17 protein-coding genes are annotated in these 13,813 nt (G+C 35.0%); 14 read left to right on the forward strand and 3 right to left on the reverse strand.

Features of this window, described 5'->3' with window-relative positions; genetic code table 11:
* The first annotated feature begins 182 nt into the window (after positions 1-182).
* On the forward strand, positions 183-758 hold the full coding sequence (locus FND99_RS00820) for a Crp/Fnr family transcriptional regulator (protein WP_144336106.1): 576 nt from the start codon (positions 183-185) through the stop codon (positions 756-758).
* A 66-nt stretch (positions 759-824) separates the two neighbouring features.
* Here FND99_RS00820 and FND99_RS00825 read toward each other — a convergent pair whose 3' ends face one another.
* The 3 genes from FND99_RS00825 to FND99_RS00835 form a co-directional block, all read right to left on the reverse strand.
* Complete coding sequence (locus FND99_RS00825) at positions 825-1,610, reverse strand: DJ-1/PfpI/YhbO family deglycase/protease (RefSeq protein WP_144336107.1); 786 nt, start codon at positions 1,608-1,610, stop codon at positions 825-827.
* A 55-nt stretch (positions 1,611-1,665) separates the two neighbouring features.
* Complete coding sequence (locus tag FND99_RS00830; protein ID WP_144336108.1) at positions 1,666-2,436, reverse strand: putative quinol monooxygenase; 771 nt, start codon at positions 2,434-2,436, stop codon at positions 1,666-1,668.
* 189 nt (positions 2,437-2,625) lie between these two features.
* Positions 2,626-3,303, reverse strand: a complete 678-nt coding sequence (locus FND99_RS00835; RefSeq protein WP_144336109.1) for a peroxiredoxin family protein — start codon at positions 3,301-3,303, stop codon at positions 2,626-2,628.
* Between the two features lie 143 nt (positions 3,304-3,446).
* Between FND99_RS00835 and FND99_RS00840 the strand changes: the two genes are divergently transcribed.
* From FND99_RS00840 to FND99_RS00900, 13 genes are all read left to right on the forward strand, one after another.
* Entirely contained in the window at positions 3,447-4,802 is a 1,356-nt protein-coding gene (locus tag FND99_RS00840) for a sensor histidine kinase (RefSeq protein WP_144336110.1), read from the forward strand.
* Positions 4,799-5,500 carry a response regulator transcription factor gene (locus FND99_RS00845; protein WP_144336111.1) on the forward strand — a complete coding sequence of 234 codons (702 nt, stop codon included), beginning with the start codon at positions 4,799-4,801 and terminating at the stop codon, positions 5,498-5,500. Before FND99_RS00840 ends, FND99_RS00845 begins: the two co-directional genes overlap by 4 nt.
* A gap of 221 nt (positions 5,501-5,721) precedes the next feature.
* Complete coding sequence (locus tag FND99_RS00850; RefSeq protein WP_144336112.1) at positions 5,722-6,114, forward strand: hypothetical protein; 393 nt, start codon at positions 5,722-5,724, stop codon at positions 6,112-6,114.
* A 337-nt stretch (positions 6,115-6,451) separates the two neighbouring features.
* On the forward strand, positions 6,452-6,754 hold the full coding sequence (gene ureA, locus FND99_RS00855; RefSeq protein ID WP_144336113.1) for an urease subunit gamma: 303 nt from the start codon (positions 6,452-6,454) through the stop codon (positions 6,752-6,754).
* Positions 6,755-6,772: 18 nt separating this feature from the next.
* Positions 6,773-7,144, forward strand: a complete 372-nt coding sequence (gene ureB, locus FND99_RS00860) for an urease subunit beta (RefSeq protein ID WP_144336114.1) — start codon at positions 6,773-6,775, stop codon at positions 7,142-7,144.
* Positions 7,141-8,862 carry an urease subunit alpha gene (gene ureC, locus FND99_RS00865; RefSeq protein WP_144336115.1) on the forward strand — a complete coding sequence of 574 codons (1,722 nt, stop codon included), beginning with the start codon at positions 7,141-7,143 and terminating at the stop codon, positions 8,860-8,862. The genes ureB and ureC overlap by 4 nt, the downstream gene beginning before the upstream one ends.
* A gap of 77 nt (positions 8,863-8,939) precedes the next feature.
* Positions 8,940-9,527 (forward strand): hypothetical protein, encoded by a 588-nt coding sequence (locus FND99_RS00870; RefSeq protein WP_144336116.1) that lies wholly within the window; start codon positions 8,940-8,942, stop codon positions 9,525-9,527.
* Positions 9,527-10,030, forward strand: coding sequence for an urease accessory protein UreE (gene ureE / locus FND99_RS00875; protein WP_144336117.1), 504 nt, complete (start codon positions 9,527-9,529; stop codon positions 10,028-10,030). The genes FND99_RS00870 and ureE overlap by 1 nt, the downstream gene beginning before the upstream one ends.
* 1 nt (position 10,031) lies before the next feature.
* Positions 10,032-10,721: an urease accessory protein UreF gene (locus FND99_RS00880; RefSeq protein WP_144336388.1), complete on the forward strand. Its 690-nt coding sequence runs from the start codon at positions 10,032-10,034 to the stop codon at positions 10,719-10,721.
* A 13-nt stretch (positions 10,722-10,734) separates the two neighbouring features.
* Positions 10,735-11,373 carry an urease accessory protein UreG gene (gene ureG / locus FND99_RS00885; protein WP_144213159.1) on the forward strand — a complete coding sequence of 213 codons (639 nt, stop codon included), beginning with the start codon at positions 10,735-10,737 and terminating at the stop codon, positions 11,371-11,373.
* Positions 11,374-11,377: 4 nt separating this feature from the next.
* On the forward strand, positions 11,378-12,175 hold the full coding sequence (locus tag FND99_RS00890; protein WP_144336118.1) for an urease accessory protein UreD: 798 nt from the start codon (positions 11,378-11,380) through the stop codon (positions 12,173-12,175).
* Positions 12,176-12,182: 7 nt separating this feature from the next.
* Positions 12,183-12,881: a hypothetical protein gene (locus tag FND99_RS00895; protein WP_144336119.1), complete on the forward strand. Its 699-nt coding sequence runs from the start codon at positions 12,183-12,185 to the stop codon at positions 12,879-12,881.
* A gap of 34 nt (positions 12,882-12,915) precedes the next feature.
* Positions 12,916-13,809, forward strand: coding sequence for an urea transporter (locus FND99_RS00900; RefSeq protein ID WP_144336120.1), 894 nt, complete (start codon positions 12,916-12,918; stop codon positions 13,807-13,809).
* The last annotated feature ends 4 nt before the right edge of the window (positions 13,810-13,813 follow it).

The raw sequence follows: 13,813 nt of genomic DNA on the forward strand, positions 1-13,813 counted from the left end.
TTTAATTATTAGTAATAGTTTTTTAAAAGAAATGTTTTTAATTGTTTGATTATCAATTTATTTACATGACAAAGGTAGAGTCGTTATGTCGATAACATCATTGACTTTGGTTAAGAAAGAATTTTGTATTTAGCAGAATAAAATCTAATTTTAGGGAAGTTATTTTCTCTTAATGTATTGCTATGGACGCTATTAAAAATGTCATAACCTCATTTGTTCCCATGTCTGATGAAGAGTATAATTCGATGCTTCCAATTATCGAAAGAAGGGAAGTGCCAAAGGATACTGATTTACTTCAGCAGGGCGAAATCTGCCGACATATTTATTTTATCGAAAGTGGTTTTTTTAGAATGTTTTATGTAGATTATAAAGGAAACGAGATCAATTGCAGATTTGCGAAACCAAATGATTTTTTGGTTGATTTCGCTAGTTTTATTACGCAAAGAACAGCTCAATATTATTGCAGAGCGATGGAAGACTCGCAAGTAATTGCTTTAGAATATGAAAAAGTCGAAAGTTTGTACAATAGCTCGGCTAATTGGTCAAAATTTGGACGATTAATAGCTGAATCTGCTTACCTGATTATTATCGAAAGAGAAGAAATGCTGCATTTTCAAACTCCCGAAGAACGATATAAAACTATATTAAAAAAAGAACCTCATCTTTTTCAGATGGTATCGCAGAATCAGCTTTCATCGTATATTGGCATTAAACCAGAATCCTTAAGCAGACTTCGCAAAAGAATGATTGGCAAGTAAACGATTTTTTTTTTTTAGCGGAAAACAAAATTGCATTCCGCTATTTGCAGATTGTAAATGAAGAAATTATTTTTTTGCCAACCAGCTTTCAACTGCTTTTGAAAAATCGGCAACATCAATAGGGTGTCGGCTTGTAATAATATTTGCATCTACTACAACTGGCTGATCAGAAACGATTCCGCCTGCATTTTTAAGATCGCTCTGAATGTTCCAGTATCCAGTAAGTTTTCTTCCTTTCAGAATTTCGGCAGAAGCCAATACAACCGGCGCATGACAAATAGCAGCAATCAATTTTCCAGATTTATTAAAATCCTTAATGAATTTTATAACATCTTTGTCATAACGAAGATTATCTGGATTCCAAGCACCTCCCGGAATAAACACAGCATCATAATCGCTCACTTTGATCTGATCTGCTGTTTTATCAAATTTGATCCACCCAACAGGTTGCAAATATTGAATTGCCATAATATGCGTCTGCGCCATTTCGGGACTGCTCAAGCCATATCGCGCCGGAGCAGGGTTGTATTTTGGAGCGACAATATCAACCTGAGCGCCCAGTTCTCTAAAATACCAAACAGGTCCAGTTAACTCTATTTCTTCAAAACCGTCGGCGGCAAGAACTGCGATTTTTTTGCCTTTCAAAACGGTTTTGTCTTTTACAGGAGTAAAAAAGAAGTCTCTTAAGGCTTCATTTCCAGGAGCATTCAATAATTGTGAAACGGGCATTACGGAAACATGGGAAGGCGTTGCCAATTGGTTCATTACATCAAGCTGATGATCTTTAACCTGTGCATTTAATGCTGTTGTGCCGATGACACCTGCTGCGATAATTTGTTTTAAATTTTTCATGATTTCTAAGTTTTAAAATATTTATAATTGTTTTTTAGGAATGAAATCCCGTGGATTATTCTCTTGTAAGTGGTGCGAATTCAATTAGGTTATGAATTCCGTTTTGAAAAGGCGGTTTCTTTATGTTAGTTTCTAGATATTCGATTACTGGTTGAATAGGAGGAAAATTGAGATGATAGTGAAAAGCTTCTTGGCTTCTGAATTTTTCATAGGTTACAAACTGTGTTCCATCTCCTTCAATTTCAGAAAGCTGATAAGTTACCACGCCAGGTTCGTTTCGAAATTGAGGCATTGCAATATCATACGTGTCTTTAAAATTTTGTTCGGTACCTTTTTTTCCGTCCACAAAAAGCATTATAACCAGCTGATTATCTTCTTTTTTAGAGGTTTTTCGCCATTGTTCTTTCGTTAAAGGTTCAAGATCATTGACGTAATAGATTTTCGGAACTATTTTTAATTTTTCAGTTAAAGATTGCAGTGCTTTTGCTTCTTTACTTTTACTGAAGCTTTCCAATTGTTTTTTTCCATTCCATCGTTCAATCAGCCAGAGAATATTGTTTTTGTCTTGTTCAAAAAAAGCTTCTGCCATAATATTTTCTTTTGATGAAAGTGAAGCCGTAACATATTCTGTCATTGCTTTTCGAAACTGTGAAACATATTGTTCTTCTACTTCATATTTCGTCAGTTTAGACGTTGTTTCGCTTAAAACTTCTGTTTTTATTCTGATGGAATTTTGAGCTTTTACATTGCCTGTTATAAGTGTAAAAGCGGACACGGCTATTGCGAGTCCTGTTTTAGAAATTGATTTATACGCTGTTGTTTTCATAATTTTCTTTTTAATTATTTGAATGTGTTAGACTGTTAGCATTTTGAAAAAGCTAATAATTTAGATGATTTTACGAGGCAAAATTAGGTTGGCAATTCCTGAGGAATCATTGACTTGGGTTAAGAAAGATTTTTTCCTGTTTTGAAGTGAAGAAATAGAATGTTGCAGAAAAATTTTAAAATTTCGAGTTTAGATTTTTGAGTTTTCGGCATCAATAATCGATTTTAGATCATGATAGATATTGTCGCTGTTTTCGAAAATGCTTTTAATAATACCGTTTTTGTCAATCACAAAACTTGTCGGAAAATAGAAAATCTTATACTTGTTGTTTATTTCTCCTGCATTTGGTAATTGAGTGTAATTAAAATCATGTTTTTTTAGAAAAGCTTCTACATGTAGTGCTGTGTTGTACGTAAGTCCAAGAAAAACTACCTCTTTATTTTTATATTCGTCTACTAATTTATTGAGTTCCGGAATTTCCTTTATACATGGAGCGCAAGACGTAAACCAGAAATTTAGTACCACCGTTTTTCCGCGAAGTTCTTTTAAAGACCAAATTTTGCCTTCAAGATCTTTGAGTTCAAATTCGGGAGCAGGATTGTTAAGCATTTCTGCTAATGCTTTTTTGCTTTTAATTTCGTTATCGCTAAATTCAGATGTTTTTTTTACAAGATGCATTATACCGTTTTTATCATCTTCTTCACTATGTCTAAATAAGATCTGATTTTTGCCCCAAGCATTTTCAAGACTGTCAAGATTTTTAAGAGTTTCGCCATTTGGCAAAACAAATCGAATTGTGTTTTGGGCTTTCATGCTGATAAAAAGAAAACAGGAGGCCACACAGATTGAAATTTTTCTATTGTTCATTGTTTCAGTTGTTTAAGTTGTACATGTCAAAAGTATATTTAAACTTTTTCGTATAGGTTAAAGCCCTCTTAACCAATGTTAACTAGTGTTAACTGAGTTATTCGATTATCAAAATGAGATATATTTGTATATTATAATTTGTTATGAAAAATCAGTTTAAAATTATTTTGATTACCTCTATCACTGTTTGCAGTATTTTGCTTTTTCAACTTTTTTGGGTGTACAGAACCTATGAAGAAAGTCGGGAGAATTTTCAAGGGAAAGTAAAAAACGCATTACAGCGAAGCGTCGATTTGTTCTTTCTGGAAAAAGTTAGAACTCCTATGAGTTTATCTAATGAAAGCCCTTATTTGTCGATAGTAAGCGAGGTTACCGATGAAAAGAAAGAAAAATTAAACTTACAAGGAGATTTTTCGAAATCGGGAGGGCCAATCAAAATCGGAATGCAACCTTTAAAAATTGATACAGCAAATTTAGAAAGCGTACGTCTTTTTTTGGTAAAACTAATTGCTTCGTCAAATAAGCAAAATGTTGATTTGAGGATGGTTAATGAAGATTTCAGAAAAGAACTCAACAAACAAGGAATTTTTATTGACTATAAATTGGCAGTGAAAAAAAAGGCAGTTCCTGATTGTAAAGAAGTTGTGAGCGTTCCGCTAGGCACAAACAACAAAAACTGGGTAATTGAAGCGCAGCTTTTTAAAACAGGAAAATTTCTGCTTTCAAAAAACATCATTCCGGTTTCGATATCAATAATTTTGGTAATTCTGACAGGTGGAAGTCTTTGGTATCTTGGTTTGATCATTTACAGACAGAAACAGCTGGATTATAAAAAGAACAATTTTATAAGCAACATTACACACGAATTGCGAACGCCAATATCAATTTTGAAATCAACAAATGAGGCTTTATTGCAATTTGGAGAAGTTTCTAATCCAGAGAAAACAAAACGTTATTTAGAAATTAATGCCGATGTTTTAAATAAACTCGATTATAACATAGATCGCCTTTTGGACATAACAAGATACGAATTAGGAGTAAAATACGTAAATTTAACCGATGTAAATATTAACGAATTAGTAAGAAGTATAGTTGACAAATTTCAGGTAAATGATCACAATCAGATTTCAGTTTTTATTCAATTAGAAAATGAAATCATTCGCACAGACAAAGATATGATTGACGGGATATTGACAAATCTTATCGATAATGGCCTAAAGTACAGTTCTAATTCTGCTGAACTTATAGTGAAAGTCTTCAGTACATCAAAATATTGGCAGTTGGAAGTTCAGGATAATGGAAGCGGTATAAGCGAGGAGAACCTTCCATTGATTTTTGACAAATTCTACCGAATTACATCTGGAGATTTGCACGATGTAAAAGGTTATGGAATAGGATTGAGTTATGTAAAAGAACTAGTTAGTTTGCTTTCGGGCGACATAATCGTAAACAGTAATCTAGGATCAGGTACAACCTTTATTATTAAATTTCCGTTATGAGTGATATAATTCATGTTTTATTGGTAGAAGATGAAGAAGTACTTTCAACTATCATAAAAGAGACTCTTGAATTGAGAGGGTTTAGTTTTACAATTGCCAAAAATGGAGTGGAAGGCTGGGAACAATTTCAGAAGAAAAAACCAGATATATGCGTAATTGATATCATGATGCCCAGAAAAGATGGATATTCACTTGTAGAAGATATTCGCATAATAGATCACTTGACTCCAATAATTTTTCTTACTGCAAAAAATGAAATCACCGATGTTTTAAAAGGACTAAAAATTGGTGCCGATGATTATATGAAAAAGCCTTTTAGCATGGAAGAGCTGATCTTGCGCATACAGAAACTCGTAAGACGAACGTATAACTATTCTGATGATGAGACTTCTGCAACATCTGATAAAAATATCAAAGTTGGAAATTTTCAGTTCAATCTTCATAGGCTGGAATTAACGATTGAAGGGAAATCGGTCAATCTTTCGCAGCGTGAATCTGAATTGTTGGATTTGCTCGTTCAAAATAAAAATCAATTATTAGATCGAAATAAAGCTTTGTTGCTGCTTTGGGGCGATAGCAATCCGTTTACGGCGCGAAGCATGGATGTTTATATTACACGTCTCCGTAAATATTTGAGCGCTGATCCAGCTGTAGAAATCCTGAGCGTCAGAAATAAAGGATTTAAGTTAATTGATTGAAAGATTTGATGCAATTCATTCTATGTAATAGCAGCAGAATTAGGGTTTAAAGAAGAATAAAAGCTCAGTTCGCTTACTAAACAACAAAAAATAGTGTTAAATTTCTGTTATCAACAAATTTGGAAAAGAAAAGTCAAGATTTGTGCTACTCAATTGTGTTACAACCCCACTAATTTTGCGAGTATACAAGGAACAATTCTCTAATAATTGAAATCTTCTCGATGAAGTTAGCTTATATTTTATTCTTACAAATTTGCCTACTAACTATTTCCAATAGTTATAGTAATGGCATTGTAAATAAAATAAATAATCATACAGCAACTGAATCAGTAATTGAAACGCTAACTCCGAATAAGACCTTTATTAATAAAGCACTTTCTGATCCCGATGAGTTAAAATTTGTTTTATTAGAGAATACTTTTGAAACGGAAAAATGCAACAGCTCTTTACCTGTTTCTCCGCTTAATTTAAATTTCAAGGATTTAAAGGACTACAGTTTTGTTTATGTAGAAAATATAAAATTGAACAGTCAAGGACTATGGGAACGAAACACAGTTCCTTTTAGAAACATGTCACGAAATATCCTATTCCATAGTCTTAAAATCCACATTTAATTCTTTCTCTTACTAGTTGCTCAATTGAAATTCAGCACGTTATGTTCATGGTGAAAATCTATATTTTATCATGAGTGAAAAAGCATGCCAGTATTTTAATGTAAAAATGAAAAGACACTTAATCCTATAAGCAGTCATTGCATTTTGCAATAGATAAGAGTACATATATTCTCCTATAAAAAAATACCACAAAATTTACCCAAATAGAATCCTATTTGGAATGGGCAATTATTGCCTTGACTTTCATTCATTTTTATCCCTTAAAATAAATCATTATTGATCAAAGAGATCAGTTATGCGGATCTCTATATTTTAAACATAACCTAAAAAAATTATTATGCATTTAACACCAAGAGAAGTCGAGAAGCTAATGCTGCATATAGCTGGAGAATTGGCTCAAAAAAGAAAAGCCCGTGGCTTAAAATTAAATTATCCTGAAACTATTGCTCTTATTAGCAGTGAACTGATGGAACGTGCGCGAGACGGCAAGACTGTAGCCGAATTAATGCAATATGGCGCAACACTGCTTCGTAAAGAAGATGTGATGGAAGGAGTTGCGGAAATGATTCATGACATACAGATTGAAGCTACATTTCCCGATGGAACTAAATTAGTAACAGTGCACAATCCTGTGCGATAACCCTAAAAAAAAACAGCAATGATTCCGGGAGAAATTATATTAAAAAACAGCCCTATTATTTGTAATGATAGCCGTAAAACGTTAACGATAAAAGTTACAAATACAGGAGACAGACCAATTCAAGTAGGTTCACATTTTCATTTTTTTGAAGTGAACAGAATGATGTCTTTTGACAGAGAAAAAGCATTCGGAATGCGATTAAATATTATTGCCAGTACAGCAGTGAGATTTGAGCCAGGAGAAGAGAAAGAAGTTGAATTGACTGAATTTGGGGGAAACCAGCGTCTTTTTGGACACAACAATTTAGTAGATGGAGACTTATCTCCGCATAATAAAGCTGTTGCATTAGAACGTTTAGAGGAAGGAAAATTTAAAAATGTGAAATCATGAGTTTAGAAGTAACTAGAAAAAATTATACAAGTATTTTTGGTCCAACTGTAGGTGATCAAATACGTTTAGGAGATACAAATCTTATTATCGAAATTGAAAAAGATTTTTCTTCTTATGGAGATGAAGCAAAATTTGGAGGAGGAAAAACCGTGAGAGACGGAATGTGCCAGTCTTCAACTGCTTTACGTGATGAAGGTGTTCTTGATTTTGTAATTACTGGTGCTACAGTTATTGACCACTGGGGAATTGTAAAAGGAGATATTGGTATTAAAGATGGAAAAATTGTTGGCGTTGGTAGAGCTGGAAACCCAGATACTATGGACAATATCACTCCCGGTATGATTATCGGAGCTTCAACAGAAGTTCATGGTGGACATGGATATATTGTTACCGCTGGAGGAATTGATACGCACATTCACTTTATCAGTCCTACTCAAATCGAAACTGCTTTGTACAGTGGTATTACAACTATGATTGGTGGTGGAACTGGCCCTGCTGACGGTACAAATGCTACAACTGTTACACCAGGAAAACACAACATTAAAAGAATGTTGCAGGCTGCAGAAGCATTTCCTGTAAATGTTGGTTTCTTCGGAAAAGGAAATGTGGCTACAGAAGCTCCAATTGAAGAACAAATTGAAGCTGGAGCATTAGGAGTAAAAATCCACGAAGATTGGGGAGCAACTCCTGCCGTGATAGATGCTTCTCTAAAAGCAGCAGACAAATATGATGTGCAAGTAGCAATTCATACTGACACGCTTAACGAAGCAGGATTTCTTGAAGATACTATGAATGCTATCGCAGGACGTGTTATTCATACTTTCCACACTGAGGGAGCAGGTGGAGGTCACGCACCAGATATTATCAAGGCAGCAATGTATCCAAATGTATTGCCAGCATCTACAAATCCAACTAGACCTTACACAACAAATACGATTGATGAACATTTAGATATGTTAATGGTTTGTCATCACTTAAGCCCAAAAATCCCAGAAGATGTAGCTTTTGCTGATTCACGTATTCGTCCAGAAACTATTGCGGCAGAAGATGTGCTTCAAGATATGGGAGTATTCAGTATCATGAGTTCCGATTCGCAGGCTATGGGACGTGTTGGAGAGGTAATTACTCGTACTTGGCAAACGGCAGATAAGATGAAAATTCAAAAAGGGTTTTTAGCTGAAGATGCAGCAAACAAAAACGACAACTTTCGTGCAAAAAGATATGTTTCTAAATACACAATCAACCCTGCGATTGCCCACGGAATTTCTAATCACGTTGGATCTATAGAACCAGGAAAGATTGCAGATTTGGTAATTTGGAAACCGGCATTATTTGGAGTTAAGCCAGAAATTATCGTAAAAGGTGGTTTTATTGCCGCAAGCAAAATGGGGGATGCTAATGCTTCTATTCCAACACCACAACCTATTATTATGCGTAATATGTTTGGAGCTTATGGTAAAGCATTAACTAAAACGGTGTTCACCTTTGTTTCTCAGGCAGGTATCGATAATAATATTGCCGAAGAATATGGTTTGGAAAAGAAATTACTAGCAGTTTCAAATTGCAGAAACATTGGCAAGGCTGATATGATTCATAACAACGCAACTCCAGAGATCATGGTAAATGCTGAAAACTATACCGTAACAATCAATGGAGAAAAAATCACTTGTGAACCGTTGGATAAACTTCCGTTAGCACAACTATACTATTTGTTTTAATTAATAATTATTTTACTTCTTACTGCGACAATTTATGTTGTCGCAGTAAGATTAGAAACAAAAATCAAAAGAATTTTATGAAAAATTGGAAAATAAATTTGGGTTTAATTCTTCTTCTAATATGTGCCAGTTTTACAACGGTTCATGCGCAGAAAGGATCTTTAATGCTTTATGGTTCTTTAACTTATAAAGACAATAATAATACGGGTAGCAGTTTTGGCGCGAACCCTGTTGGAGTAGGGTATTTTTTTAATGATCATGTTGTTGCGGGGATGAATTTTGCTTTTGATCAAGAGAAAAACGCAGCAGGAAATCTTACTGATTCTAAACATGAAATTGGTCCTTTTTACAGTGATTCTTGGAGTATCGGAGATCACTTTGCCATCATCGCTCAGGCTGACGCGCATTATGTATGGGGAAATACGCTTATGAATACTCCAGGATCTTATAGCTACAACGGTTATCTGGGAAGAATCTACCCAATTGTTGCCGTATTTCTTGGTCATGGCTGGGCGCTAAAAGCTAAATTCTGTGAATTATCTTATGAAAACACAACAGGAAATGACGCAAATAAAACGAGTAACCGAACATTTGTTGCAGGAATAAATGGCTCAACATTAGGGCTTGGCGTTTCAAAGAATATCTCTTTTAAAAGAATGAAATAATGATTGTACAAGGGATAATAGGCAATACAAAAACGCAATCTATTGAAGGACTTGAGGTCGATCTGCTGGAAATTGAGTGGTTTGAAACTACTAAGAGAATTCAGCGCAAGCGAACAAATTCAGGGATGGAAATTGCGATTAAATTTATTCAAGAAGGACAGCGATTGAATCAAGATGATATTCTGTATCAGGATGATAAAAAAGCTGTTATCGTGAATATCAAACCGTGTGAAGCAATCGTAATGACACCGTCTTCTCTATTAGAAATGGGTACGATATGCTACGAAATTGGAAACAAACATCTTCCATTATTTATTCAGAATGATCAGATTATGATGCCTTTTGAAATACCAATGTTTAGATGGTTAGAAGCGAGTGGTTACAAACCAGAAAAACAAGAGATAAAACTCTTGCATTTGCTAAAATCGAATGTAGCGCCTCACGGTCATGGAAATTCGTCTCTTTTTACAAAAATCCTAAATATGGCTTCTTCAAATGACTAATATAGAAAATACTTATTTAGGAAGTCTTCTTCATTTGGCAGATCCTACTTTGCCAATTGGAGGATACACACACTCTAACGGATTGGAGACTTATGTTCAGGATGAGGCAGTAAATTCTGTGGCTTCGGCAAAGGAGTTTGTATCAAACATGTTAATGTATAACATTAAATACAATGACGCATCTTTCTTGAAATTAGCTTATGAAGCGGCTGCAAATAATGATTTGAAAACCATCATAAAACTAGATCAAGAATGTAGCGCTTTAAAAAGTCCGCGTGAAATACGTGAGGCAAGTCAGAAGTTGGGAATTCGACTAATTAAGATTTTCCGAAGACAAAAAGCCTTTGACCTTATTGACGGTTATGAACATGCAATAGCAACTAAAGAAGCTACTGCCCACTATTGTATCGCTTTTGGATTGTATGCTCAGTTATTGGAAATTCCGCTTGACGAAGCTTTATTCGCATTCTATTACAATACAGCTATCGGAATGATTACCAATTCGGTAAAGCTTGTACCTCTAGGACAATTAGATGGACAAGATGTTTTATTCGAATTACAACCGCTGATTAAAAAATTAGCAAAAGAAACACTAACAATTGACAGAGAGCTTGTTGGTCTTTGCAGCATCGCGTTTGATATTCGCTGTATGCAGCACGAGAGACTTTATTCAAGATTATACATGTCTTAAAAAAAAATAAAAAATGGAAACTAGAAAATATGTAAAAGTAGGAGTGGCAGGACCTGTTGGATCAGGAAAAACTGCATTGTTGGAACGTTTAAGCCGAAAAATGCTAAACGACTATAATTTAGGAGTAATTACAAATGACATCTATACTAAAGAAGATGCAGAATTTATGGTAAAAAATAGTCTTTTGCCAAAAGAAAAAATCATTGGAGTAGAAACGGGAGGTTGTCCGCACACTGCAATTCGTGAAGATGCGAGTATGAATTTAGAAGCGGTAGATGAATTGGTTTCGCGCTTTCCGGATATCGAATTAATTCTAATTGAAAGTGGTGGAGATAACCTTTCTGCAACTTTTTCACCAGACTTGGCCGATGTGACGATTTTCGTAATTGATGTGGCCGAAGGAGAAAAAATTCCTCGTAAAGGTGGACCAGGTATTACAAGATCTGATTTGCTTTTGATTAATAAAATTGACTTGGCGCCGTATGTAGGAGCTAGTTTAGAAGTAATGGAGAACGATGCACGTAGAATGAGAAAAGGCGCGCCATTTGTATTCTCAAACCTTAGATCTACAGAAGGAATTGATGAAGTTATTGGCTGGATCAAGAAATATGCATTACTAGAAGATATTGAAGAACCAAATTTAGTTCGTTAATCAAATGGTAAGTACCCTAAAAATAGAAATAGAAGAAAGGGATGGGGAATCATTTTTAAGAGATGCGTACGTAAACCAGCCCTTTAGGATTATGCCTGTTGGGCAGTATAAATCTGATGGAGCTTCTTATTTGATGATCATGAGTTCATCACCTGGAATTTTAAGCGGTGACGTATATGATATTCAGGTGAATGTAAAAGAAAATGCTCGTTTGCAATTGCAGTCACAGTCCTATCAGCGATTGTTTAATATGGAGGGTAGTGCATCGCAAATCATGAATATCAAAATGGAAAAAGGAACTTCTTTCTCTTATGTTCCTCATCCTGTGGTGCCTCATGAAGATTCTACATTTAAAAGTCATAACAAGATTCAGCTTGAAGATGATTGTGATTTAACGATAAGTGAAATTATTACTTGTGGACGCAAACATCATGGAGAAACTTTTAAATATAGTCATTTTCAGAACCTTACGGAGGTTTACCATCATGACAGGCTTATCTTAAAGGACAATGTTTTGTTGAGACCTGATATTATGCCCTTGGCTGCAATGGGTTTGCTGGAAGGTTTTACCCATCAAGGAACCTTTGTATATCTCAATACAAAAAATGATGATTTGGAAGATAGTATCGAATATTTTTTTAAAGAATTGGAAGGACTGGAAAATGTATCATTCGGAATCAGTAAACTAGAAGCAAATGGTTTTGTGATTAGAATTCTTGGAAATGGAGGAGAGCAAATATTTGATTTTTTCAGAAAAGTGCAGGATGTGCTTTGGGAAGAAAAAGCAGTAATACAAATTTAAGCAGATTATGGATTCAAATTTAATAGCATTATCGATTACAGCGATCAGTATCAGCTTTTTTCACACTGCTTCGGGGCCTGATCATTATCTGCCATTTATTGTTTTATCTAGATCACGAAAGTGGAGCATCTCTAAAACAATAATGCTTACAATCGTTTGTGGTTTAGGACATATTCTGAGTTCGGTAGTTTTAGGGTTTATTGGAGTTTTCTTAGGTTGGCAAGTCAATAAAATAACATTTTTTCAAGATTTTAGGGGCAATGTTGCAAGCTGGGCACTGTTGTTATTTGGTGCAATTTACCTTGTTTATGGGCTTTGGGCTGCATACAAGAACAAAGCGCACAAACACTTTGACGTAATGGGCGAAGATGTATTTGTGTATTCGCATAAACATGGAGAAGTGGTTATGTCAACAAATCGAGTTAAAGTAACGCCTTTGGTTTTATTTGCCATTTTTGTGATGGGACCAAGCGAACCTCTAATTCCTTTGTTATTCTATTCTGGGTTGAAGCGTTCTGTTGGCGAAATTTCTACAATCGTTAGTGTTTTTACGCTTAGTACAGTTTTGACGATGCTTGGAATGGTGCTTTTAGGAGTATATGGATATTCTTTTTTCAAAACAGAAAAGCTCGAACGTTATACACCGGCAATTAGCGGGGCAGTAGTTTTGGCATGTGGTATCGGGATGGTTTTTTTAGGCTGGTAATTCAAATAATTTTTATTTCTAGAAGTATATATAAATGAAAAAAATAAAATCAATAGTAGAAGCAGTGCTTAAGGGCATTGGACAAATCATGCTTCAAGAAAGCGCTTGGACAGGATTATTATTTTTAATTGCAATATCATATGATTCGCTGCTTATGGGCGTTGGCACCTTGTTGAGTGCTATAATTGGTACTGCAACAGCAAGAATTTGCGGTTTCAGTAACGAGAATATAAAAGCAGGTTTGTACGGATTTAATGCAACGTTAGTAGGAGTGGGGTTGGTTTTCTTCTTTGAAGCTAGTCCGCTAATATGGTTTTTGATCGTTTTAGGATCTGTAATTAGTACATTGCTCATGGAATTTTCCATTCGCAAAAAAATACCTTTTTTCACTTTTCCTTTTATTGTAATTACAGTAGTTGCTGTTTTGATGATTCAGCATTTTGGATTAGCTGCAGCAAGAACACCAATTGCAAATAGCGAGATGGGCGAATTAGAGGTTTTTGCAGTAGCGGCGCATGCTTACAGCGAAGTAATTTTTCAAGGAACTATTGCCGCGGGTCTATTGTTTTTCGTAGGAGTTTTTCTGAATAACCCTACAGCGGCATTATACGGATTTGTAGCAGCAGTGATTGCGGGGGCAATTGCAGGTTTTTACGAAGATTCTGTAAAACTAATAGAAGATGGGATGTTTAGTTTCAACGCTGTTTTATGCGGAATTGCCTGCAGCGGTGTAAAACCCAGAGATGGATTATATGTATTGCTATCCGTTGTGATAGCAACCTACTTCGATATTTTTATGATGCATCATGGATGGATTACACTTACGTTTCCATTTGTTTTCTCTATGTGGGTAATCGTTTCCCTAAAAAAAGTAGTGAGCCATTTTGAAAGTAAAAATCAAAAACAAGAGCCATCAATTGTAAAATAAAATA

It is taken from the genome of Flavobacterium daemonense, from assembly GCF_007341385.1.
Taxonomy (GTDB): Bacteria; Bacteroidota; Bacteroidia; order Flavobacteriales; family Flavobacteriaceae; genus Flavobacterium; species Flavobacterium daemonense.